17 protein-coding genes and 1 tRNA gene are annotated in these 23,640 nt (G+C 64.4%); 3 read left to right on the top strand and 15 right to left on the bottom strand.

Annotation, left to right across the window (positions count from 1 at the left end):
• Positions 1-13 precede the first annotated feature (13 nt).
• From sufU to J2Y68_RS05980, 10 genes are all read right to left on the bottom strand, one after another.
• Positions 14-469 carry a Fe-S cluster assembly sulfur transfer protein SufU gene (sufU, locus tag J2Y68_RS06025; protein WP_309991002.1) on the bottom strand — a complete coding sequence of 152 codons (456 nt, stop codon included), beginning with the start codon at positions 467-469 and terminating at the stop codon, positions 14-16.
• A 44-nt stretch (positions 470-513) separates the two neighbouring features.
• Positions 514-1,839, bottom strand: a complete 1,326-nt coding sequence (locus J2Y68_RS06020; RefSeq protein ID WP_309991000.1) for a cysteine desulfurase — start codon at positions 1,837-1,839, stop codon at positions 514-516.
• 88 nt (positions 1,840-1,927) lie between these two features.
• Positions 1,928-4,351 carry an ATP-binding protein gene (locus tag J2Y68_RS06015; protein ID WP_309990999.1) on the bottom strand — a complete coding sequence of 808 codons (2,424 nt, stop codon included), beginning with the start codon at positions 4,349-4,351 and terminating at the stop codon, positions 1,928-1,930.
• Between the two features lie 469 nt (positions 4,352-4,820).
• Positions 4,821-7,475 (bottom strand): helix-turn-helix transcriptional regulator, encoded by a 2,655-nt coding sequence (locus tag J2Y68_RS06010; protein WP_309990996.1) that lies wholly within the window; start codon positions 7,473-7,475, stop codon positions 4,821-4,823.
• A gap of 41 nt (positions 7,476-7,516) precedes the next feature.
• Entirely contained in the window at positions 7,517-10,249 is a 2,733-nt protein-coding gene (locus J2Y68_RS06005; RefSeq protein WP_309990994.1) for a helix-turn-helix transcriptional regulator, read from the bottom strand.
• Between the two features lie 141 nt (positions 10,250-10,390).
• On the bottom strand, positions 10,391-10,975 hold the full coding sequence (pth, locus tag J2Y68_RS06000) for an aminoacyl-tRNA hydrolase (protein WP_309990991.1): 585 nt from the start codon (positions 10,973-10,975) through the stop codon (positions 10,391-10,393).
• A gap of 110 nt (positions 10,976-11,085) precedes the next feature.
• Entirely contained in the window at positions 11,086-11,664 is a 579-nt protein-coding gene (locus J2Y68_RS05995; protein ID WP_309990989.1) for a 50S ribosomal protein L25/general stress protein Ctc, read from the bottom strand.
• A gap of 305 nt (positions 11,665-11,969) precedes the next feature.
• The gene (locus tag J2Y68_RS05990) at positions 11,970-12,950 is read right to left on the bottom strand and encodes a ribose-phosphate diphosphokinase (RefSeq protein WP_011774071.1); all 981 of its coding nucleotides are present in this window, start codon (positions 12,948-12,950) and stop codon (positions 11,970-11,972) included.
• Positions 12,951-12,952: 2 nt separating this feature from the next.
• The gene (glmU, locus tag J2Y68_RS05985) at positions 12,953-14,434 is read right to left on the bottom strand and encodes a bifunctional UDP-N-acetylglucosamine diphosphorylase/glucosamine-1-phosphate N-acetyltransferase GlmU (protein ID WP_309990986.1); all 1,482 of its coding nucleotides are present in this window, start codon (positions 14,432-14,434) and stop codon (positions 12,953-12,955) included.
• Positions 14,435-14,556: 122 nt separating this feature from the next.
• Positions 14,557-14,628 (bottom strand) — tRNA-Gln (locus J2Y68_RS05980).
• 277 nt (positions 14,629-14,905) lie between these two features.
• On the opposite strand from J2Y68_RS05980, the gene J2Y68_RS05975 reads away from it, so the two are divergent.
• A complete protein-coding gene (locus J2Y68_RS05975; protein WP_309991648.1) occupies positions 14,906-15,505 on the top strand; it encodes a TetR/AcrR family transcriptional regulator in 600 nt (199 codons plus the stop codon).
• A 119-nt stretch (positions 15,506-15,624) separates the two neighbouring features.
• Positions 15,625-16,026 carry a VOC family protein gene (locus tag J2Y68_RS05970; RefSeq protein WP_309990983.1) on the top strand — a complete coding sequence of 134 codons (402 nt, stop codon included), beginning with the start codon at positions 15,625-15,627 and terminating at the stop codon, positions 16,024-16,026.
• A gap of 219 nt (positions 16,027-16,245) precedes the next feature.
• Here the strand turns inward: J2Y68_RS05970 and J2Y68_RS05965 are convergent, their stop codons facing one another.
• The 5 genes from J2Y68_RS05965 to J2Y68_RS05945 form a co-directional block, all read right to left on the bottom strand.
• A complete protein-coding gene (locus J2Y68_RS05965) occupies positions 16,246-18,075 on the bottom strand; it encodes an ABC-F family ATP-binding cassette domain-containing protein (RefSeq protein ID WP_309990980.1) in 1,830 nt (609 codons plus the stop codon).
• Between the two features lie 52 nt (positions 18,076-18,127).
• Complete coding sequence (locus J2Y68_RS05960) at positions 18,128-19,120, bottom strand: 4-(cytidine 5'-diphospho)-2-C-methyl-D-erythritol kinase (protein ID WP_309990978.1); 993 nt, start codon at positions 19,118-19,120, stop codon at positions 18,128-18,130.
• Entirely contained in the window at positions 19,117-19,998 is an 882-nt protein-coding gene (rsmA, locus tag J2Y68_RS05955; RefSeq protein WP_284986141.1) for a 16S rRNA (adenine(1518)-N(6)/adenine(1519)-N(6))-dimethyltransferase RsmA, read from the bottom strand. Before rsmA ends, J2Y68_RS05960 begins: the two co-directional genes overlap by 4 nt.
• Before the next feature lie 26 nt (positions 19,999-20,024).
• A complete protein-coding gene (locus tag J2Y68_RS05950; RefSeq protein WP_309990975.1) occupies positions 20,025-21,185 on the bottom strand; it encodes a transglycosylase family protein in 1,161 nt (386 codons plus the stop codon).
• A gap of 289 nt (positions 21,186-21,474) precedes the next feature.
• Positions 21,475-22,371, bottom strand: coding sequence for a TatD family hydrolase (locus J2Y68_RS05945; protein ID WP_211713188.1), 897 nt, complete (start codon positions 22,369-22,371; stop codon positions 21,475-21,477).
• 171 nt (positions 22,372-22,542) lie between these two features.
• On the opposite strand from J2Y68_RS05945, the gene J2Y68_RS05940 reads away from it, so the two are divergent.
• A complete protein-coding gene (locus J2Y68_RS05940) occupies positions 22,543-23,631 on the top strand; it encodes an AAA family ATPase (RefSeq protein WP_309990971.1) in 1,089 nt (362 codons plus the stop codon).
• The last annotated feature ends 9 nt before the right edge of the window (positions 23,632-23,640 follow it).

Raw genomic sequence — 23,640 nt, 5'->3', positions numbered from 1 at the left:
CTGCGGCGGATGGCTAGGTGGTGGTGGCCTGGTTGAGGGCGTCCTCGGCCGCGACCCAGGAGATCATGGCGCACTTGACGCGGGCCGCGTAGCGTGCGACGCCTTCAAACGCGGCGGCATCGCCCAGGATCTCGGGGTCGGCCTGGACTTTTCCGCGCGAACGGAGGACCTCCCGGAAATTCTCGATCACCGAGTGCAGCTCGTCTACCGACATGCCCTCACCCATATCGCTGAGCACCGAAGCAGAGGCCATGGAGATGGAGCAACCCGCGCCGTCCCACCTGATCTGCTGAACGGTTCCGTCCGACACAGCGAGCCGCAACGTGACCTCGTCCCCGCAGACCGGGTTCAGCTGATGCGACTGTCCGGTGGTGGCGCCGGCCGGAGCTGGAGTTTCCGCGAGCCCGATGCCGTGCCGTTGCTTGGAGTGGTCCAGGATGATCTGTTGGTACAACTGGTCAAGACTCATGATGCGCTGATGCCTAACTAAGTATCTGGGGGGAAACCCGGTATTCAGGCCTGGAAGTAGGCCCGGACCCCGGAAACGGCGTCAAGGAAAGCATCGACGTCGTCCGTGGTGTTGTAGAGGTAAGTGCTTGCGCGGGTGGTGGCCGTCAAACCCAGGCGGCGGTGGAGGGGCTGCGCGCAGTGATGGCCGACGCGAACCGCGATTCCGCGATCATCAAGGAACTGGCCGACGTCGTGGGCATGCACGCCGGCGACGTCGAAGGCGGCCAGCCCGATGCGCTCAGCGCCGGAAGCAGGGCCCACAACGCGGATGCCGTCGATGCTCTTGAGCCCCTTGACCAGCCGTTGGCCCAGGGTCGATTCCCAGGCGTGGATGCGGTCGATGCCGGTTTCGGAGAGATAGTTCACGGCCGTTGCCAGGGCTACGGCCTGCGAGATGCGTTGGGTTCCGGCTTCGAACCGCTGCGGGGCGGGCAGGTACTCGGCCCGTTCCATGGTGACCGTGGTGATCATGGAACCCCCGGTCAGGAACGGTGGCAGGACATCCAGGAGTTCCTGCTTGCCGTACAGGACGCCGACGCCCGTCGGTGCCAGCATCTTGTGACCGGAGAACACAGCGAAGTCGACGTCCAGGGCCTTGACGTCGACCGCCATGTGCGGCACTGACTGGCAGGCATCGAGCACTGCCAAAGCACCGACGCGACGAGCCAGGGCCACGAGCTCCGCCACAGGATTGATGGTGCCCAGGACGTTGGAGGCATGCGAGAACGCCAGCACCTTGGTCCGCTCCCCCACGATTTCCGCCGCAACATCCAGGCGGAGCGCGCCGTCGTCGGTGATGGGGATGTATTTGAGCGTGGCGCCCGTCCGGAAGGCGAGTTCCTGCCACGGGATCAGGTTGGCGTGGTGCTCCATCTCGGTGACCACGATCTCGTCCCCAGGGCCAACGGCGAGTTCCTTCAGGGCAGAACCACCACGCCCCTGGGCTGCCCACAACGCGGCATTGGAGAGGGCGTAGCTGACCAGGTTGAGGCCTTCGGTGGCGTTGGACGTCCACACTGTTTCTTCATAGTTGGCGCCGATGAAGTCCGCGACAGTCTGCCGGGCATCCTCGAACACTTCCGTGGCTTCGACAGCCAGGTGGTGCGCCCCACGATGAACGGCGGCATTGCGTTGCTCGTAGTATTCCTGCTCGGCCTCGATCACGCTGAGCGGGTTCTGCGACGTGGCCCCGGAATCGAGGTAGATCAAGGGCTTGCCGTTGACCAACTGATCCAGCACCGGGAAGTCGTTCCGGATCCGCAACACCTCCGCATTGTCCATGGCAGGCACGGACCGTAGAAGTGAGGCGGGGGTTGATACGGCAGTCAAGGGACGCTCCTTGGAAATCCTTCAGGGACTCCCCATTATCCCACGGAGACCTCCGGCGTGCGGTGCAGCAGGTGTGCCTTACAGCACGTCAGCTGCCGGCCCTCCCCGGTACCCACCCCAGCGGCGGAACAACACCGCTGTCAAAAGCAATGAGCAACCTGTTGACCAGCATCGTGGCGCGGCGGCTGGCCGCACTTCGGGTCTTTGCCTCGTAGCCGCGCGCGGCCCGCGAATAGCTCATGGCGGCGTGCGCAAACAGGCGATCGGCCGATAGGCTGCGGCCCGCTGCCTCAAGCAACTTGGGCTCGTCACCCAGCAACGCTGTGGCAAACGTCCCCAACGAGGCACCCGCCGCCCCATGGAGGGCTGCGACTGCCTCGGCCAGCTGCCGCTGGATTACCAGATCGTCGACGGCGGTACTGTTTGGGTCCAGCGTCATGAGGGAGAACGCCTCGGCTTCGATCAAAAAGGCCCCCTCGCGGTGGCTCTCTCCTGCGAGTTGGAGCAAGTGCGCTGACTGGCCGGAGGCGTGATCCCGCCCGGAGACGCAATCCCGGGCCGCAGCGACGTAGAGTGCGCTGAGCCGGGGCAGCAACTCCTCGGGGTCGTGCCCGGTAAGCGCGGCCCCGCTTTGCGCGGCCCGTTCCAAGGCCGCCTCCGGATTGCCGCACAGGGCCTCCGAGTAGGCCAGCAACGCGGCGGCCAGCGAGAGTACCGGGGGCAGGCCGGCGTCGGACAATTCTGCCAGCACTGGCCTCAAGGTGCTTCGCGCTGCACGGGCAAGGCCCTGGCCCAGCTGCGCGTATCCACGGGCCACGTCCATGCACAGGGCCAGATTTGCCGGCAGGGCGTAGGGGGTGGGGCATTTCAGGAGTGCGTCGATGTTGTCCCACGCCAGGTTGTAGCGCAGGCACATCACGTGGCGGAGCAGAACCGCGGGCCGGAACATCGCCAAGGCCGGGTCCGCGTCGAGTGCCGCCATCGCAGCTACGGACCGTTCAAGTGCCTCCGGCGCGGCTCCGGCGAGCAAGAGCCGTTCGGCGTCCCGGACGTTGCCGGTGATCAGGGACCACGGTTCCGCGGCGTCCACGGCCGCCGGCCCGTGGACCGGAACGGCCCCCAGGAGGTCCAGTGCCATGAGGTGGTGCGTGGCGTCGGACTGCACGGCCGCCGACTCCCCGCCTTCAGCCAGTTCACGAAGTTCGGGAGCGGCCTCGCGAAGCTGGCCCTCGGCGAGCAGCGCCCTGGCCCTCAGGAGCCTCGCTTCGTCGCGGTGGCCGGGTCCCGTCACAGCCGCCGCAGCCCGCATGGCAAGTTCCGCCGTCGACGGCTTGTCAGCAGCAGGCGCCGCCGCCAGGAGAAGTTCATCCGAAAGGGTCAGTCCACAGTCCAGCGTCCACGTCATCCACCGCAGCAGGGTGGGTGCGGATTCCCTGGTGAGCGCCGGCTCCTCGATTCCCAGGCGCAACGCCAGGCTCCGGGACCGGGGAACCGACAGTCGGGTCGCCTCACCGCGCAGCCACGAACTTGTGCGGAGCAGAGGGGGGCTGCCGGCCAGCATCCTGATGTACTGCATGGCGAGGAGGTGCTCCACGGCCCGTTGCCCAAAGTGCCGCTCCACGACGTCCAGTCCCACCGGTTCGGCGAGCGCAATGAGTTCCAGCGCCTGCCGTTCTTCGGAAGTCCTCGCAGCATTTTCCGTGCGGACATGGTCAACAACCCGAGGCCACTCGCAGTGTGCGCGGACGTTGATGGTCCAGAAGCCCTCCCGCTGCACCAGTAGTCGGGCGCTTCGGGCGTCATCAATCGCCAGGCAGAGCAGCCCCGCATTGAAACCACTCATGGCTGACAGCAGGCTGCTGGCCCGTCGCTGGACCTGCCCGCCGAGTACCGCCTCGCACAGGGCGTGCGCTTCGCTGAATGTGAAGGGGGGAAGGAAGTACTGCTCCAGGAAGCCGTCCTCCCAGAGCTGGTAGAGATCCTGGGGCAGCGGACGGCGGCTGTCGGCGGTTGCAACCAAGGTGGCCCCGAAGCCCGGAATGAGCTGCAACAAGACCGCCAACGACGCCGGGTCGATGTAGTGGATGTCGTCCACCAACAGGACCAGCGGTGGCCGTGCCTGCTTCTTGTTCCGGCGTCGTCCGGGAGGAGGGGTGTACAGGTGCTCGGCTGGTCCCAGCGAACTGGTGAGGGCCCTGAGGACGTGCAGGCCCGGCGGAACGGAGTCCCCGCCGTCAGCTTCGAAGACCCCCAACGCGCCATACCGGATGGTCTTCAATTCAGGCTTGCCCGCAAATGTACGGACATCCATGGTCTCGGGTAGTCCTGCCTTGACGGAGAGCAGCAAGTGGGTCTTTCCCGATCCCCTGTCGCCTGCAACTACTATCCCGTTGGTGGATGGCGAGGGTACTGAGGAAAGAATGATGTCCAACAACTGTGTGCGGTCCGGGAAAGGCGATGGCCGCAGTCCGGCTGTGACGGTCTCTTCGTCCAGCCAAGGATCCGGCAGCATGCACACTCCACTAGAAGCAGTCCCATGGTCCGGGAAGTTTGGGGTTTCCGCGATTCGCGGGTCCCTGGCCTAGAAGCCGGCGACGGCTGGGGGGAGAGTCTCGGTCTCAGAAGACTCTGTCGCCGCCGGCTTCGTCCAGGGCCGAACCACCTTGCGGTGGCCGGAGCATCGGCTCTAGAGACCACCGATGCGGATGATGCGACTTTCGGAATCCCGGTGATGCTTGGGGCTGAACCGTTCTTCCAAGATCAATACTGCCGGGACCGGAAATCCCGTACATCAGTAGTTGGTACTCGAATAGTTGGGGGCTTTTAGGACCCCGATACTGTGTTGTACTCAGTCCCTTGGGTGGGCACTACTTGGTTTGGGCGCGGGACATCCGCGTATTACTCCAGTGAATGGTTAAATGCGGCAGGATCCCGGCGTAAGTAGCGCGGGATCCTGCATGCGGGTACTCGGTCGGGTCCGCTCAGGGACGGACGGCAGCACCCAGGTCTTCGCGCCGGCGGATACCCAACTTGGCGTAGCTCCGGTACAGGTGCCCTTCAACGGTACGCACCGAAACCATCAGCTTCTCGGCGATCTGCCGGTCAGTCAGTCCGGAGACGGCCAACGCAACGATGTCCTGCTCGCGTCGCGTCAGCGGGACCGACCGGTCAGCGTCGGCATGTGGATCGTGGACCAGTGCGTCACCGAGGTTTGCCTCGCTGGCGTCCCGCAGGACCGCCGCTTGCCTGGCCTCGGGGCGTTTGCCCTCGGCATCGAACGTTGCCGCAGCCTTGTCGAAAGCAACAGCTGCGGGGCCCGGCATTCCGCCAGCGGCCAACAGGTTTCCCGCGTTAACGAACCCTTGGCCTGTACCGTCCAGGTCGGCTGCGGCCAAAGAATGCCAGCCGGCCGCCCAAGCCCCCGCCATCGATGACGCCGTTTCCCTTATGGACTCCATGGCCTGCACGTCCCCGAGTTCCGCCCTGAGGACCAGGTTCTGGAGCAAGACCCCTGGCAGGCCGTGTACTGGCTTGGACCCGGGGAGCTCCTTCAGTGCCGGCAGGCCGGAGCCCTCCTCAACGAGTTCCTTGCCGGCCAGCCTGAAGGTCTCGGCCAGTGCGTCCACATATGCGCCTCCCGACCCGTTGGTGTCCTGCTCCCCTGCCACACGCTGGGCGAGGGCGGTATCACTGGACCTGGCCGCGGCATACATCGCCAGGGCGACGCCCAATCCACCCAGGCGTTGAGGATCAGAAACCCTGAGGGCCTCCACCGCCGGGGTCAGAAGCTCAGTAGCCTGCTCCAACCGGCCCTGCCGAAGCAACGACAACCCCTTGAGGGCCTGGATGCCCCCGCCAAAAACAATGAGACCCATGGCCGAGCTTGCGGCGTAAAGGTCAAGCGCAGAGTTGGCCGCATCCCAGTCGCCGGACTCCAGGGCCGCGAACACATAGCGGACCACCACGAAGTCGCGGAAGTAGAGGAGGTCCTCCGCACGCCCGTCCAGGAGCGACAACGCCTCCCGACCCGCCTCCATTGCCTGTACAGCCTGGCCTTCGGCAGTCAGTAATTCACACTGCATGGCCAGCAGGAAGATCCGGTTCATGACGAAATCCTGCTGATCCGATTCCAGGCCCACCTCAAAGTGTTCCAAACCTTCGCGGAGTTCCTGATACAGCCCGTCATAGGCCAGTGCGGCCAACTCCAGCACCCGTGCCTGCCTGCCGACATGCCCGATCATGGCCTCAGGCAGCCCCTTCACCAGGGCCTCCGCAGCGGACCGGGCCTCAGCCACGATCGACTCAGAAGAATCCCCGGCTGCCGTCCTGGCTGCGGCCCACAACAGGCCGGCTCCCAGGGGTCCCGACGGGTCGGCGTCCAGGAACCCGGAGTCCACTTCCAACAAGCGCGCGGCGCTGCGGAAGTCGCCGTCGTTGTAGTGGACCATCGCCATCACCGCTCGTGCCCGCGGCTGCAGCGCGTCCGAACGGACTTTGCGGGCTGCAGCCATGGCCAATGGTTTTTGGAGCAGTTTGGCTGCGAGGAAGGCAGCCTGAAGCAACTGTTCATCCTCGACGTCGGCGCCGCAGTCCAGCGCCCAGCTCACCATGCGGAGCAAGCCCTCAGCCGTGGGCGGCTCCGAGGGCAGGTGCTGCACCATCCGCTGGCGGATCTGCAGGCTGCGGGCCGGCGAGACGATCTGGCGAAGAGCCTCGCTGTACATGGGATGCCACATTTTGAGCGGGCTGCCGGGCCCATTGGTTGATACCACCAGGCGGTTGTCCACCAACGCCCTCACAGTGTCCCTGCCAACCTGTGCATCCAACACCGAGGCAGGGACGGGTTCGGACAGGGCAATGACGTACATAGCCTCCCGTTCAGCCTCGCTGGTCCGCAGGACCCTGTTCCGCACAACCTCGGCCAAGCCTTCGCCGCTCCCGGTGAGGGCGCGCGTCAGGAACCAGATACCGTTCCGGCGCACCAGGTTCCCGTCGGCCCGGGAATCGTCCAGCAAGCAACGCAGCAGCAAGGGGTTTCCCTCGGAGAGGGTGTGCAGCACCTCAGCGACGCTTGCCATGACTGTTCCACCGAGTGTCTTCTCGGCGAGTTCAGTGACCTTGTCCTTCTCCAAGGGATGCAGTTCCAACCGCTCGGCCAGTCCGTCATACCAAAGCTGGAGCAACGCCGGCGGCAAGCCAGGACGCGGCCTGCTGGTAGCAACCAGCCGGGCCCATCCTGCCGTCACCAGCTCGGCCAGGATCTGGGTACTGCCTTCATCGAGGTCATGGGCGTCATCGACGATCAACAGCAGGCGGGCACCTTCCCCACCACGGCGCCTCTCGAACTGCGACCAGAACTCGCGGAGGATCGCCACCGGGGACGTGGCCTGCCCTACCGGGAGGTCCAGCAGGTATGGAGCGAGGACACCATAGGGAACAGCGGACAGTGCGGGACTACCGTGAATCCGCATCACCACCATTTCCCCGGCGAGGCGGGCAGCGATTTCGGCTGCCAAGGCAGTCTTGCCAATACCGGGATCCGCGACCAGGAGCACCGCCCCCGCACCCTCTTGGCGTAATATCTCCGTGGCCAGGGCAAGCTCTGAGTCCCGGCCTACAAGGTGCTCAGCCTGCATGGGCAATCCGTGCCGGCCTTACGGGGTTTCCTGGTCCAACCTCACAGCAGCCCATTGAGCTCGCCTCGAGACGAAACACCAAGCTTGGTGAACACCTGGTACAGGTGGCCTTCCACAGTTCGCACAGACACCCCAATATCCATCGCGATTTCGCGATTGCTGACACCTTTTCCCGCGAGTTTAGCAATTTGGCGTTCCCGCTCCGTCAACACCGGCGCGTCGCTACGTGGTTGGATGGGCAGCGCCGAAACCGAGTGCTCCAACCGTTCGAGCCTCAACTGGGCTGTCCGGGCAGCAGTCGACTCGCCGGCGTCGCGTGCAAAGTCCAGGGCCATGGCCACGCAGCGCGCTTCGACAACCAGCAGGTCCAGCGCCGAGGCTGCGTCTGCGGCGGCAAGCATCGACTTCGAGCTCTTGTTCAGCGCTCCGCGCGCCAGGTCCGCTGAGATTCTGGCCAGCGGCCCTTGGCGGCGGGTAGCAATGTCCTCCAGGAGGCGGTATTCCTCGTCCGTGCCTTCCACTGTTGCACCGAAGAGGCAGATGCCGGCTGTGGTGTACCGCTGGTTTTCCATGTCGTTGCGGACCCGGGCCAGGAGCCGCTGCTTGACGTCCCGGTCCCCCATCCACCGCCCTGCCATCTCAGCGCAGAACTCGGCCACGGACTCCGAAAAGTAGGTTCCAACACCACGGCAGGTGCGGTAAAGGTCCAGGTACCGGCCCGCCTCCACCGAATTGCCCAGTTGGGCGTAGGCGAATGCGGTGGCCGCATAACCCACCTTGTTCATGTTCATGGCCGGGCGCAGCTCCAATTGCGCAACGGCGGACCGCAGGGGTTCGATCGCGCTGGCTGGCTTGCCGGCGTAAGCGTAGGCCAATCCGATCCCCAATTCAGTGAGCGCACCCCTGTACTGCAGGCGGGAAGATCGCGAGGGGGTGCGGCGCATGAGCTCTATGCATTGCCGCCACTGTCCGGAGAGCAACAGGACCAGGAACGCGTGCCTGGCGAAGGCTTCCTCGAGCTGGGCGGGCCGGTCCGTGTCGCCAAGCTGCCGCGAAACGGTCCGGGCAAGCTCCTGGGCGTCAAGCTCCCTGCCCAGCATGCAGCGGGCCTCCACCAGGAACAGGGACGACCGCAGCCAGTGCTCGTGGTCCTCGGCGGGGTCCTTGGCCAGCTCCTCTTCCAGGGAATCGATCATGGCCGCATATTCACCCATGTAGGTGTTGTACTCGTAGCTGCAAAGCTGGAGCCGGTTGCGTGCCCGGCCCATGGTCCCTGCCGGGTGTGAGCCGTCCATGGCTTCCAGCGTTTGCTGCCCGTCCGCGATGACGCCGGGAACCAGAGCCGACCGGCCATCGATCCACGTCATGGCCTGGCACTTGGACGCCGTGAATTCAGCGAACTCCAGCGGGTCCAGGGCAGCAACATGCGGCTCTGAGACTTCATCCAGTGCCTGCGCTGCGTGCAGGGGAAGGTCCAGCATGAGGTAGGCAGCAGCTTTCAGGCGCTGTCCGGGAACCCACTCACTGTCCTTCGGGTCAAGGGACTGCGTGCACTGGATCGCGAAGTTGGGGTCGTAGTCGTCCAAAGCCGCCCTGCCTGCGGCCAGGGCCAAGGAAGGAGAGGGCATGGGCTCGTCCTCGGAGGCGTGCATCCAGGCCGCGTAGCTCAGCAGGTCCTGGGGGGCCAGCCCCTGAAGCTCAGGCTCTTTGGGGCCGTGGAGCATCAGCCGCAGCTCCCTCATCCGGCGGGTGTTGAGCCACCCCCGGACAACCTCTCCCACATACGGGTCCCGCAGCGAGACCCAGTGTGCCTCCCCGCGTTCGACTGTGAGCAGCCCACGCTCTTCCATGTCCACCAGGACTTCGGTGTCAAAGAGTGCTGCCAGGTCCACGAGTGTTGCGCGCTTTGCGCAAGCCAGGATTTCGACGACGGTCCTGCTGGCTTGCGGTTCGCGCGCCAGCCTGGAACGGACGAAGTCCTCCACCACCGTTGCGCCTTCGAGCTTGATCCGGTCGCGGAGCGTCCACACGGAATCATTGAGGACCAGGTTGCCGGTATGCCGTTGCTCCTCCAGAAGGGCGTGCAGCAGCATCGGGTTACCACCCACGGCAGAGTGCAGCGACCCTACCAAGGTGGAAGAGACGTAGTGGCCAAGGACGGAACCGAGCACCTGCTTGGTCTGTTCTTCGCTGAGCGTGTTCAAATGAACTTCGGCCAACTCGCCCTCAAGGACCAGCCGGTGGAAGTCGGCCGGGAGTTCGCTTGCGCGCTGCACGGTGGCGATCACCTTGGCGGTTCCGGTGGCCATGAGGTTCAACAGGACCCCTGTGCTCATGGGATCCATGCCGCCGGCGTTGTCCACGATGAAGACTGTGTCCCGGCCTGCGGCTTCGGTGCGGATCAGGTTGGTCACGGCGTGCAGGATGCCCGTTGGCGAACTGACGGCTTCGGAAGGCAAACGCGCCAGGAGGAAGCCCAGGCATCCGTAGGGGGTTTGGCCGCCAGCCACGGTATTGCGAAGTTGCAGGCTGTGGACCTTGGGCCCCAGCGATGAGACAACCGCCCGTGCGACGCCGGATTTGCCGATCCCCCGCTCACCGGTCAGGACCACGCCGAAGGATTCCGGGGACTCCAGGACCTTTGCGGCCCTGGACACATCGTGGCTTCGCGCCAGGAGCGACCACGTTTGCCGATCCGTCGCGCCGCCCACAAGATCAGGAGCCGCAGCCCTCGCTGCGCCTCCACCGCTCCTGTTTAGCAACTCCGCCGACATCCGCATCCTTAGCTACACATCCGCGACAGTCCCCCACCGCTTTTCTGCGTACCATGCACACTACCTTCGGGCGCCGACAGTGTGTAGGCCTTAAGGTCCTGGGGACCGTCAGGCTTTGATCAGGCTTTCCTCAAGATTTGCTCAAGTTTTGGCGGGGTGGTGTTTCTGCTGCGCCGCCATCAACCCCTGGTCCATGAGCAACTCCACGGCGTCGGCTGCTTCGTCCAGGAGGAACGGGAGATCCTTCTTTTCCGCAGTGCCGAAATCGCGCAGTACGTAGTCGGCGGTTTCCATTCGTCCCGGCGGCCTTCCGACACCCACCCGAACGCGGTAGTAGTCCTTGGTGCCGAGGGCTTTGGAGATGTCCCGAAGGCCGTTATGTCCGCCTTCACCGCCACCCGTTTTTAGCTTGACTGTGTTAAAAGGGATGTCGATCTCGTCGTGGACAGCGATGACGTGGTCCGGGGCGATGTCGAAAAAGTTGCACAATCCGGCGACCGGGCCGCCGGAGACATTCATGTACGTCATGGGCTTGGCCAACACCACCCGCGGTCCGCCAATGCCAAGCCGGCCCTCCACCACCTGGGCCCGCGCTTTATGGGTCTTGAACTTCCCGCCCATGCGTGAGGCCAGCTCATCCAACACCATCTGGCCCACATTGTGCCGGTTGTTGCTGTACTCGCTGCCGGGGTTGCCGAGGCCGACAATCAGCCAGGTGTCAGTCATGATCCCATCCTAGGAAAGCGTCACGGTCCGTGTTCAAGGGCAAAGGCAAATGGCCGGGACCCCAATGGGGACCCGGCCATTTGAAGGCAGGAGCCTCAAGCAGTCAAAGACTACTCAGCAGCTGCTTCCGTGGTCTCTTCGTCCTCAGCTGCGGAAGCTTCCTCAGCGATGCGGACCACCAGGGTGTCACCTTCGGTGAGCAGGGTGGAACCCTTCGGCAGTTCGAGGTCCGAAGCGTGGATGTTCTCGCCGGCCTTACGGCCTTCGATGCTGACCTCGACGGCGGTGGGAACGTGGGTTGCCTCAGCTTCGAGGGAAACCGTGGTGGCTTCGAGGCTGGCGACAGCACCCGGAACAACTTCACCGGAAACGTGGATGGCGATGTCGACGGTAACCTTCTCGCCGGCCTTCACGGTCTGGAGGTCAACGTGCTCGATGATCTGCTTTACGGGATCGCGCTGGATGTCCTTGACGAGCGTCAGGTGCTGCTCGCCGTCGACGTCGATCGCGAGGAGGGCGTTGGAAACGCGTACTGCCAGCGTGGTGGCGCGGCCGGGCAGGTTGATGTGGATCGGCTCTGCTCCGTGGCCGTAGATGACAGCCGGGATCTGGCCGGCCATGCGTGCACGGCGGGCGAAACCCTTGCCGAATTCGGTGCGCAGTTCTGCGGTGAGCTTCTGCTCAGACATGTGTACTCCTTGATTACTGTGGCGTCCGGCTCAGCCGGACTGGTCTATCAGCAAGGGCGGAGGTCTGGAGACCTTCTACGCCCAGCTGAAGCCGGCCGCGGAGCAGCCGTTCTGCCTGTGTTGAAGGAGATGCAGACCCAGTCGATAACGGAGACCCGCAACCCTGGTTCACACTGATGCGAACCGGATGTGCTCTCCCTCGCCAAGGTATCCCCAAGAGTTTACCAGTGGAACGTCCGGATACTGAAAACGGGCCACCTGCTCGCACGGAGGCGGCAGGTGGCCCGTTTCATGGGGCTTTGGTATCAGGCCTTGCCGTCGAACAGGCTGGTGACCGAACCGTCGTCGAACACTTCACGGATGGCGCGAGCAATCAACGGCGCGATCGACAACACGGTCAGCGACGGGAAGCGCTTCTCGGCCGGGATGGGCAGCGTGTTGGTGACAACCACCTCGCGTGCGCCGGAGTCAGCGAGCCGCTGGGCTGCGGGATCGGAGAAGACTGCGTGCGTGCAGGCAATGATGACGTCCTTGGCGCCGGCATTCTTCAGCACCTGGACGGCGCCGGAGATGGTTCCGCCGGTGTCGATCATGTCGTCGATGAGCACGCAGGTGCGTCCCTCAACCTGGCCAACAACGGTCTTGGAAACAGCCTGGTTCGGCACGGTAAGGTCGCGGCTCTTGTGCACGAAGGCCAGCGGGGCACCGCCCAGGCGCTCGGCCCACTGCTCTGCCACCCGGACACGGCCGGTGTCGGGCGAAACAACGGTGATGTTGTCAGCCTCAACCTTGGTGCGGATGTAGTCAGCCAGCAGCGGGATGGCCATCAGGTGGTCGACGGGGCCGTCGAAGAAGCCCTGGATCTGCGAGGTGTGCAGGTCCACGGACATGATGCGGTCCGCACCGGCCGTCTTGTAGAGGTCGGCAACCAGGCGGGCGGAGATGGGCTCGCGGCCACGGCCCTTCTTGTCCTGGCGGGAGTACGGGTAGAACGGCGAAACAACCGTGATCCTCTTGGCAGAGGCCCTCTTGAGGGAGTCGATCATGATCAACTGCTCCATGAGCCAGTTGTTCAACGGCGCCGGGTGGGCCTGGATGACGAAGGCGTCAGTGCCTCGCACGCTCTCGGCCGAACGGACGTAGATTTCCCCATTGGCGAAGTCGTAGGCATCGATGGGCAGGAGCTCGGTTTCCAGCTCCTTCGCGATTTCCTGCGCCAGCTCCGGATGCGCCCTTCCGGCGGCGAGAATCAGTTTCTTCTCGCCGTGTGCGGTAATTTCGCTCATGCCTATTTGCCCTCTTCTATGGTTGCCGGGGATTGTGAAGATGTGGAGGCCTGCGCGGCCTGGGCCAGCTGTGCGGAGGCAGTTCCTGGGCGGTTGGAGATAACCCAGTCTTCGGCGTTCCGCTGCGCGGCCAGGCTCACGGCGAGTGCACCTGCGGGAACATCCTTGCGGATGACTGCCCCGGCGCCGCTGTACGCACCGTCGCCTACTGTCACGGGGGCTACGAACACCGTGTTGGAACCCGTGCGGACGCCAGAGCCGATTACCGTACGGTGCTTCTTCTCGCCGTCGTAGTTTGCGGTGATGTTGCCGCAACCGATGTTGGTGTCCTCGCCGATCTCGGCGTCGCCGGCGTAGCCCAGGTGCGAGAGCTTGGAACCACGGCCGATGGTCACGTTCTTGGTCTCGTAGAACGCACCGATCTTGCCGGTCTCCCCCAGCACCGTGCCTGGACGCAGGTACGTGAACGGTCCCACGCTCGCCTTGGCACCAATCGTGGAACCGGAGCCGTGCGTGCGGGTCACTTTCGCGCCTTCGCCGATGGTGACATCGGTCAAGGTGGTGTCCGGACCCACGACGGCGTCGCGCGCCACTGTGGTGGAACCGTGCAGTTGCGTATTGGGCAGGAGACGGACGTCTTCGTCCAGGGTGACGGTGGAGTCGATCCAGGTGGTGTTCGGATCCACGACGGTCACGCCCGCGCGCATCCAGGCCTCGACGATGCGGCGGTTGTGCTCTGCGCCCAGCGCCGACAACTGGATGCGGTCGTTGGCACCCTCAACCTGCCAGCGGTCTTCAGTAACGACGGCGGCAACCCGGCCGCCGGCGTCGCGCGCCAAACCGAGGACATCGGTCAGGTACATCTCGCCCTGGGCGTTGTCCGTGGTGACCTTCGAGAGGGCGGTCCTCAGCACGGCAGCGTCGAAAGCGTAGATACCGGAGTTGACCTCGCGGATGCTGCGCTCGGAATCGCTTGCGTCTTTGTGTTCGCGGATGCCCGTGACGGTGCCATCCTCGGCGCGAAGGATCCGGCCATAACCGGTGGCGTCGTCCAGTACTGCGGTGAGTACCGTAACGGCGTTGCCTTCAGCCTCATGGGTGGTGACGAGCTCGCCGAGCAATTCACCCGTCAACAGGGGAACATCGCCGTAGGTGACAACAACGGTGCCGGAAAGTTCGGCGGCGGCGTCGAGTGCGTTGAGCGCTACCTCCACTGCGCGGCCCGTACCGGGTACGTCGTCCTGGTCAACGATCAGGGCTTCCGGGTCCAGGGCGGTAACGTGCTCGGCCACACGGTCGCGCTCGTGGCGGACAACAAGGGCCAGCTGCAGCGGGTTGATGGCCCGGGCAGCCAACAGGGCGTGGCCCACCATGGAGCGGCCGCCGATTTCGTGGAGAATCTTAGGAGTCCGCGACTTCATGCGCGTTCCGGCACCGGCGGCCAGAACAATGACCGCTGCGGGACCGGTGGTTTCGGGGCTCACGTACTGGCTCTCCTTGCTCGGTATGTCCCGGGTAACCCGGCTTCGGAATGCTGCCATCCAACAATGGACCCAGGCACCGTTCGAGCCGTTCCAGGTACAGAGAGGAGCGCATTTTCCGACCGTTCCGCCCATAGGATTCGAACCTATACTCCACGGCTCCAAAGGCCGGGGTGCTGCCATTACACCAGAGCGGACCGTGCATGATTCACACCTCCAGGCGGCAGGGCCCGGGGGCTTCCCGACTCACCGGGATGCACACACAAGAATCTAGTTTGCCATGACCTTTGCGTGGTTCGCGACTTGGCTGCCCGCCACCACTTCGCCGACGCACCAATGGACACCGCCTTGGCCCTCACCGGCTGGCACCTGAGGCATGATGGTCACGTGAGCAAGCGCACTGAAATCCCCCTGCCCGCAGCCGCCATCGAGCCTGTGGAGGCTGCCCACAACGGCCCGGTAGTGCGCGTTCGGATGACTGGGCAGCAGCGGAAATTGCAGCTCATTGGCATCGGCCGTGCACTCTTCGCGGCCCGCGGACTGGATGGCACCACCATCGAGGAAATCGCAGCAACGGCCGGTGTGTCCAAGCCGGTCATATACGAACATTTCGGGTCGAAGGAGGGGCTGTACCGGCAGGTCGTTGAGACCGAATTCCGGATTCTCCTGGACTCCATTACCGAGGCACTGAGCACCGACGCCAAGCCCCGCGTCCTGGTGGAGCGTGCCGCGCTTGCCCTTCTTGGCTACATCGAAGACCGCACGGACGGCTTCAGGATCCTCATGCGGGATGCCCCACCCTCCCAGCCCGAGGGTGCCTTCTCAACCCTGCTCTCGCATGTGACAGCGCGCGTCGAGCACCTGCTTTCGGACGAATTTGCCCGCCGGGGTTTCAGCGCAGCCGATGGCGCCATGTACGCGCAAATGCTCGTAGGCATGGTGGCCATGACGGGCCAATGGTGGCTCGACAGCCGCCAACCCGACAAACGTGCGGTTGCAGCCCACTTGGTGAACCTCGCCTGGAACGGGCTCACCGGATTGCAGAAAGAGCCGGAGCTGCGTTCCGAAGGCTGAGCCCGGTTCTCCCCTAGTTCCGTCGCCAACCCGCAATTGCGTCGCTGGGCAACGACGGAGAAGCGGGCCCACGACGTGTCAGCGCAGGAGAAACCTGGCCGTGTTCGTAGGATTTGCCCATGACAGCACCCGAGATCTATGTCCTCTTCCCAGGTACTGCCCGCGAAGCCTTGGGTTTCTACGCGAAAATCTTTGGCGGAGACCTAACCCTTCACTCTTATCAAGACTTCTCACGCACTGACGGACCGGCAGACGCCATCGCCCATGGGGTCCTGAGCGGAGTAGTTGCCGTGGCCGGCGCCGACGCAGCGACGGGTGAGAAGAGCGTCCGCATGGAAGGCGCCATGCTTAGCTTGCTCGGAGCGGCCGAGCCTGCGGTCCTCCATGAGTGGTTCGACAAGCTTGCCGACGGCGGCCGCATCGTCGACCCCCTGGCACAGAAGCCGTGGGGCGCGTCAGACGGCCAGGTTATCGACCGCCACGGTTTGCATTGGCTCCTGGGCTACGAGGCCGCCAAATAGCACGCGTGAAGTGAGCGAGCGTCTGCGGGAAAGCTACGGGACGTGAGCGAGCGTGGGAGCAGCGGCGGGCATCCGGCAGCGTGCGTCAAAGCGACGAAGGAGCAGCACGCAGAGGATGCGCGCCGCTGCGTCCCCACCAGCAGCACGCAGAGGATGCGCGCGCTGCGCCGCCACCAGCACCCAGAGGATGCGCCGCTGCGGCGCCCCCACCAGCCCGAGCTACTCGCCCAGGATTTCGGCAGCCTCCAGCCACTCGAGCTCCAGGCCCTCTTTCTCGTCGAGCAATTCGCGGAGCTTGCCGTTGAGTTCGCCGAGTGCGTCGAAGTCGCCGGATTCGGATTTCGCAGCCATCTGGGTGTGGAGCTTTTCTTCCTGCTGGGCGATCTTGCCGAGTTGGCGGTCGATCCTGTTGAGGTCCTTGCGGGCTTCGCGTTTTTCGGCCTCGCTGGCACCTGATGCACCAGTGGATGCAGAGGACCCACTGGCGGAAGTCGGCGCGCCGGATCCCCCGCCGACGGCGCCGGAAGCAAGTGCGGCTTCGCGCAGTTCGAGGTATTGGTCCACGCCGCCGGGCAGGCCACGGAGTTTGCCGTCTCCCAGCAGCGCCATTTGGTTGTCGGTGACGCGTTCCAGGAGGTAGCGGTCGTGGCTGACCACCACGAGCGTCCCGGGCCAACCGTCAAGGACGTCTTCGACGGCGGCAAGGGTGTCGGTGTCGAGGTCGTTGGTGGGTTCGTCGAGCATGAGGACGTTGGGCTCACCGACCAGGAGGCGCAGGAGCTGGAGTCGTCGGCGTTCGCCACCGGAAAGGTCGGAGACCGGGGTCCACTGCTTTTCCTTGGTGAACCCGAGCTGTTCCACGAGCTGTCCTGCGGTGAATTCCTTGCCGCCGACGCTGAAGGACCGCTTTTCGCGTTCAATGACTTCAATGACGCGCAGGTCCGAGACGTCGTCGAGTTCTTTGACGTCCTGGGTGAGCACGGCGGTGACCACGGTCTTGCCGCGCTTCACTTTCCCGGACGTGGGCTGGATTTCGCCGTTGAGCAGCTTCAGCAGGGTGGATTTCCCGGCACCGTTGACGCCCACGAGTCCCAGGCGTTCGCCCGGCGCGAGCCGGAGGGTGATGTTGTCGAAGAGTTTCTGTCCCTCGTCGCCGTCGAGGAAATCGAGGGTCACATTCTCGAGGTCCAGCACGTCCTTGCCCAGCCGGGCCGTGGCCATCTTGCTGAGGGCCACCGAATCGCGGGGATCCGGTACATCGGCGATGAGGTCGTTGGCGGCTTCGATGCGGAATTTCGGCTTGGCGGTCCGGGCGGGGGCGCCGCGGCGAAGCCAGGCCAGCTCCTTTTTGACCAGTTGCTGGCGCTTGCCTTCGACGACGGCGGCCATCCGGTCACGCTCGGCGCGTGCCAAAACGTAGGCGGCATATCCGCCGTCGAACATGTCCACCATGGCATCGTGGACTTCCCAGGTGTAGTTGCAGACTTCGTCCAGGAACCAACGGTCGTGGGTGACCACCAGGAACGCGCCCTGGTTGGCGCGCCAGCGGGTCTTCAAGTGCCGGGCCAGCCAGGCGACGCCTTCGACGTCGAGGTGGTTGGTGGGCTCGTCCAACATGATGACGTCGTGGTCTTCGATCAGTAGCTTGGCCAACGCGACACGGCGTTTCTGTCCACCGGAGAGGGCGTGGACGTTGGCGTGCCAGTCGACGTCGCCCACCAATCCGCCCATGACTTCGCGGATTTTGGCGTTGGCAGCCCATTCGTGGTCCGCGCGGTCGCCGACGATCGCAGCGCCAACTGTGAGGTCGCCGTCGAGCACATCGCCTTGGTCGAGGTAGCCGACGGTCACGTCGCCGCGTTTGGTGACGCGACCGGAATCCGGCGTTGAGCGCAAGGCGAGCAGGCGCATGAGGGTTGATTTGCCGTCGCCGTTGCGGCCCACCATGCCGATGCGGTCACCGTCCTCCAAACCGAGGGTGACGCCGTCGAGGACAGTGCGGGTCGCGAACGAAACGGTGAGGTTTTCGCCGCCGAGCAGGTGGGCCAATGGGTACTACTTTCTACTGCTGGAATGCGGGAGTACAGAAGCTGGAGGGGTACTACAGGAGGGTATCGGAGATGATCCGGGCACCGGGAACGGGACCGTGCACCGCTACGGCGGTGTGGCCCCGGTGGGTCAGTTCTTCGGCGAGGACGCCGGCCGAGACGGCGTCCCGGGCCAGCAACGCAATGGTGGGGCCGGAACCAGACACCATTCCGGCCAACGCGCCGCGTGCTTCGCCCAGTCCGATGGTGTCGCGCAGTTGTGGGGCGAGGGTGATGGAGGCTCGCTGGAGGTCGTTGATGAGGACCCGGCTGAGGGTCTCGGGGTCGCCGTGGCGGAGGGCTTGGAGAATGGTGGGATCCACGTCCACGGGCTCCGGGATGTCCACCCCTTCGGAATCCCGGAGGCCATCGAGGGCGCGGAAGACGTCCGGCGTTGACAGACCGTAGTCGGCGAAGACCAGTACCCAGTCCGTTTGCGCCTTGGCCAGTGCGGGCGAGAGTTTATCTCCCACGCCAAGCCCAACGGCGGTGCCGCCTAAGAGGGAGAAGGGCACGTCTGCACCCAGTTCTGCTGCCAAGTGCGCGAGCTCCTCGCGGGAAAGGCCGCTGTTCCACAGGGCATCGCACGCGAGCAGCGTGGCCGCGGCGTCCGCGGAACCTCCGCCCATGCCACCCGCAACCGGCACGCGCTTGGTGATTTCCAGGTGCACGCCAGTGGGCTTCTCGGACATTTCTGCCATGATGGCGGCGGCCTTGTAGGCGAGGTTGCGTTCGTCCAGCGGTATCTCGACGCCGTCGAGGTCCAGGGTGCTGTCCGGGCTGATGCTGACGGTGATTCCCTCAGCCTCGGTACTGGTTGCCGCTACTTCCTCGTAGAGGGAAACGGCGAGGTAGACGCTGGCCACCGAATGGTAGCCGTCGGCGCGCAGGGGGCCCACGCTCAGGGAGACGTTGACCTTTCCGGGAGCTTTGACCCGCACTGTCCGGGCATGGAAGCGGTCCCCCACGAACGGCAGGCTGCTCGGCTTACGGGTGCCCGGCGTCATGCGTCCACGGGGTGGCGGGCTTCGGCGATTTTGACGTACGCGGAAATATCCAGGACTTCACCGCGGGCAGTCGGGTCCACTCCGGCAGCAACGAGGCAACGCTCCGCTTCTGCTGCGCTCCCTGCCCAACCGGCCAGGGCTGCGCGAAGGGTCTTGCGCCTCTGGGCGAACGCTGCGTCGATGACGGCGAATACCTGTTCCCGGGTGGCGTGCGTCTGCGGCGGGTCATGGCGGGTGAACGCGACGAGTCCTGAGTGTATTTTGGGCGCGGGCCAAAACACGTTCATGCCGATGACACCTGCCTTGCGCATGTGCCCGTACCAGGCGGCCTTCACGGACGGCACCCCGTAGATCTTGGATCCCGGAGTTGCTGCCAGGCGGTCGGCTACCTCGTCCTGCACCATGACCAGGCCGTGCTGCAGGCTCGGGAAATGCTGGAGCAGGTGCAGCACCACGGGCACGGCAACGTTGTAGGGCAGGTTGGCCACCAGTGCCGTGGGAGGCACGGGCAGTTCGGTAACCTTCATGGCGTCCGAGAGCACCAGGTGGAAGTTCTCCTCGGCGTGCGGCCGCCAAGCCCGAACGGTTTCCGGCAACTTCCTGGCCAGGACGGGGTCGATTTCCACAGCCACCACCGATTTGGCCGCGTCCAGCAGGCCCAAGGTGAGGGAACCCAGCCCGGGGCCGACCTCCAACACGGTCTCGCCGGCGTCGATATTGGCGGCGGACACGATCCTGCGGATCGTGTTGCCGTCAATCACAAAGTTCTGGCCCAGGGTTTTTGTAGGGCGTACACCGATTTCCTCGGCGAGCCGTCGGATGTCTGTGGCGCCCAGCAAAGGCGCGACGGCGGCGGGATCGGAATTCGGTTCAGTCACCTAGGTATCGTATCGCCTGTGCGGGCCTAGGCTGCGTGCGCGCAGCCCCAGTCGCTGAGGCCGTTCTTTGCGTAGAGGCGGTTGGCGATCTCGATTTGCTGCGCCTTGGTGGCGAGGCTGGCGTTGGCAGCGTAAGCGCCACCACCGTTGGCCAACCAGGTAGGACCGGAGAACTGGAGGCCGCCGTAGTAGCCGTTACCGCTGTTGATGGACCAGTTTCCGCCGGATTCACACTGGGCGATCCTGTCCCACATTGCCTCGTTCGGGGCGCCGGTGGGGCCACTGGACGTTGGTGCCGCTGCGGTGGCCTTGGCCGGTGTGGCGACAGGGCGTGCCTTGGTTCCTACGCTGACCTGCTCGGTAACGGGTTTGGTGGTGACGTCGCTGGAAACCAGCGTGCGGGACGCCTCGCGGCCATCAACCATGACCAACTTGAAGTTCTTCGTCAGTGCGCCGGGAACGCCCTTCTGGGTGACCTTCTCTTCGCCCTTGAACAGGTCTGCGGAGTCGGTCTTCACGCTTTCGAAAGGAACTTCCTCGGTAGCCTGGGCGGTCTTGCTGGTGTCCACCCGGGAAACCTTGATCACCATGTCCTGGATGACGGGGGCGTTGCCGGGCTGGGAGACACGGTCGTTGGCGCCCACGGCGATGCCGGCGTCCTTGAGAACAGTGGCGACGTCGGGCGCCGTCGTGGTGGTGCTGGTGTCCTTGCCGTCAGCGACGAGGCTGATGGTCTTCGGAGTGGAGATCGAAACGAAGGAGCCGGTCACCTGGAGGGAGGCTTCCTTGGGCTGGGACACCTCGGAGGAACTGGCCACTCCGAGTTCGCTCACCAGCCCAGCCACGTCCGGAGCGGTGGTGTTGACGGTCTTCCGGGCACCGTCCAGCTCAATGGAGACAGCCTTGGCCAGGTTGACGTTGACCACCGAGCCGTTCTCGACCTTGCTGTCCAATGCAGGGGAAACACGGTCTGCGTCCTTCAACTCGACCTTGGCTGCCTTGACCACCTGGTCTACGGTGCCACCGAAGGTCTGGATGGAGCTCACTTTGCCGTCGACGTTAAGGGTGACCGTCTTGTTGTTGCCCACGAAGGCGACGACACCTACAACCAGCGCTGCAACAACCAGCAACTGGGTCCCGACTTTGAGGAAGCTGAACTTGCCATCCGTTGTGAAGAACTTGATCACGATTGCCCATTACTCTCAGACCATCCGGGCACGGGGAAAAGCACAGAAGAAATGCCAGCCGCAAAACGGAGGGGCCAGACTACAAGCCTGGTCCCACTCATGCTGCCGGCATCTGCGCCGCCAAAATCATTCAACTTGTGGGCACGGAATCAACCCGCCCAGTTGTCCGAAGGCCTTCCCCGACCCCGGCTACTTGTTTAACACAGTAACCGATCTGTTATAAAGCGGCCAAGACATCTGCATACCCGGTATCCATCAGAAAGGCCTCCAAGGGGAACTCAAACCGGCATCAGGCCCATGATCCGTAGGCCCGCAGCGTGTTTTCGGCCAATCGCGAACACAGCTCGGAAAGGTCATTTCCTGTCACTTCCGCCATGGAACGGACCGTGTACGGAACCATGTAGCTTGCGTTTGGCCGTCCTCGATGCGGGTGGGGAGTCAGGAAAGGCGAATCCGTTTCCACCAGGATCCTGCTGGGCTCGGCGATGGCCAACGCCTCCCGGAGATTCCCTGCGTTCTTGAAGGTCATGGTGCCGGCGAAAGACATGTACCAGCCGTTGTCGTTACAGATCCGGGCAAGCTCCGCGTCGCCTGAGAAACAATGGAAAACCACCCGCTCCGGTGCCCCCTCCTCCCCCAGCACCTGCACCACGTCATCATGGGCGTCACGGTCGTGGATCTGCAGGGTCAGACCCAGCCGCTTTGCTATGTCGATGTGGCGCCTGAAGGAGTATCGCTGATGGGCCAACCCTTCCCCGTGGGTCCGGAAAAAATCCAACCCGGTCTCTCCGATGGCGCGGACGCGCGGGTGGGATGCCAATTCCTCGATCTCTGCGAGCGCCGACTCCAGCTCCCCGCGCCCTGCATAGATGGGCGCGTCGTTGGGGTGGATGGCCACGGCTCCCAGCAGGCGCGCATCGGCTTCCACGGCCTGCACGGTGAACCGGGAGGATTCAAGGTCGCAGCCCACCTGCACGGCGCCCTGTACGCCCACGGCCTCGGCTGAGTCCATGGCGTCCCGGACCGAGACCTCGATCAGGCCGTGCCGGAAGTCCAGATGGGTGTGGTTGTCCATGACCGGCACGGGCAGTGGTTCTGGCGCCGGCGGATATTCCTTCCGGGCTTCTGTGGGTTCAGTTGCATCGGCTGGCGCGCGGTACGGAGCAGGGGCGAGGGAGTTGCACATCTTTCCACCTTAATCGGACCGCGGTCCTTGGAACGGAGGCGATAAATTCCAGATGGCACATAAATTCCCGAAGCACTATGTCAGGGACGGCCAAAGTCTGGGTAGTCTGGAACGGAAAGGCGCCAGCACCAGCAGGTTTGCTGTTGTGTAGCCACGGCTGAAGGGCAATCCATGGAGTCCAAGCGACAAGTCACTGTTGAACCCTCGCCCCTCCATGGCGAGGCCTACAGTGAGCGCCCCCATGATGGTGCTGCCCTCAATGGGCACAGGCCGCAGGTCATGGACGCGGACCGGTTCCACGACGCCAGTGAACGCATCCTGGCCTCCATCAACCAGGTCATCGACGGGAAAGCGGACGCCGCCAAGCTGGCACTGACTGTCCTGCTGGCCCAGGGACACCTTCTGTTGGAGGACGTACCCGGCGTCGGAAAGACCCTCTTGGCCAAGACGTTGGCCCGTACCGTGGACTGCACGGTCTCACGCATCCAGTTCACCCCGGACCTCCTGCCCTCGGACGTCACGGGCGTGTCCATCTATAACCAGTCCTCGCGGCAATTCGAGTTCCGCCCGGGCGCCGTGTTCGCGAACATCGTGATCGGCGATGAAATCAACCGCGCGTCTGCCAAGACCCAGTCGGCCCTCCTGGAGTGCATGGAGGAGCACCAGGTCACCGTAGACGGCCATTCCTACCAGCTGGGTCTCCCATTCATGGTGGTGGCTACGCAGAACCCCATCGAAATGGAGGGCACGTACCCGCTGCCCGAAGCGCAACGCGACCGGTTCATGGCCAGGATCTCCATGGGCTACCCGGACAAGGAAGCCGAGATCGAGATGCTTGAAACGCACCAGGCATCTTCACCGTTGGTCAAGGTGACGCCGGTGGTGACGGCCAATGATGTTGCTGCCATGATTGCCACCGTCCAGCAGGTTTATGTGTCCACGGCCATCAAGGAATACACGGTGGCGATCGGTCGGGCTACCCGCGACAGCGCCCGTCTGCGTCTGGGTGCGAGCCCGCGGTCCTTGCTGCAGCTGTTGCGGGCCGCGAAGGCCACAGCGGCCCTCGACGGCCGGGACTTCGTCCTCCCGGATGACGTCGTGGATGTGGCCGAGTCGGTGCTGGCGCACCGGATCATCCTGGACCGCAAGGCTGCGAGTTCGGGCGACACACCGCAAAGCATCCTCCGGGGCATCCTCGCCTCCCTGCCGGTGGCGCAGGAAACGCCCGGCGCGGGTCGCAGGGACCGGCACACCGCTTAGGAGGCGGGC

Source organism: Paenarthrobacter nitroguajacolicus, from assembly GCF_031455195.1.
In the GTDB taxonomy this organism is placed as follows: domain Bacteria; phylum Actinomycetota; class Actinomycetes; order Actinomycetales; family Micrococcaceae; genus Arthrobacter; species Arthrobacter nitroguajacolicus_D.
The sequence above is the reverse complement of the archived record's forward strand: the minus strand, read 5'-3'. Positions and strand labels throughout refer to the sequence as shown.

Coding starts and splice junctions, on each gene's coding strand:
- sufU (WP_309991002.1), bottom strand. CDS start 469: ATGAGTCTTGACCAGTTGTACCAACAGATCATCCTGGACCACTCCAAG.
- J2Y68_RS06015 (WP_309990999.1), bottom strand. CDS start 4,351: ATGCTGCCGGATCCTTGGCTGGACGAAGAGACCGTCACAGCCGGACTG.
- J2Y68_RS06010 (WP_309990996.1), bottom strand. CDS start 7,475: ATGCAGGCTGAGCACCTTGTAGGCCGGGACTCAGAGCTTGCCCTGGCC.
- J2Y68_RS06005 (WP_309990994.1), bottom strand. CDS start 10,249: ATGTCGGCGGAGTTGCTAAACAGGAGCGGTGGAGGCGCAGCGAGGGCT.
- pth (WP_309990991.1), bottom strand. CDS start 10,975: ATGACTGACACCTGGCTGATTGTCGGCCTCGGCAACCCCGGCAGCGAG.
- J2Y68_RS05995 (WP_309990989.1), bottom strand. CDS start 11,664: ATGTCTGAGCAGAAGCTCACCGCAGAACTGCGCACCGAATTCGGCAAG.
- J2Y68_RS05990 (WP_011774071.1), bottom strand. CDS start 12,950: ATGAGCGAAATTACCGCACACGGCGAGAAGAAACTGATTCTCGCCGCC.
- J2Y68_RS05975 (WP_309991648.1), top strand. CDS start 14,906: ATGACTGGGCAGCAGCGGAAATTGCAGCTCATTGGCATCGGCCGTGCA.
- J2Y68_RS05970 (WP_309990983.1), top strand. CDS start 15,625: ATGACAGCACCCGAGATCTATGTCCTCTTCCCAGGTACTGCCCGCGAA.
- J2Y68_RS05960 (WP_309990978.1), bottom strand. CDS start 19,120: ATGACGCCGGGCACCCGTAAGCCGAGCAGCCTGCCGTTCGTGGGGGAC.
- J2Y68_RS05945 (WP_211713188.1), bottom strand. CDS start 22,371: ATGTGCAACTCCCTCGCCCCTGCTCCGTACCGCGCGCCAGCCGATGCA.
- J2Y68_RS05940 (WP_309990971.1), top strand. CDS start 22,543: ATGGAGTCCAAGCGACAAGTCACTGTTGAACCCTCGCCCCTCCATGGC.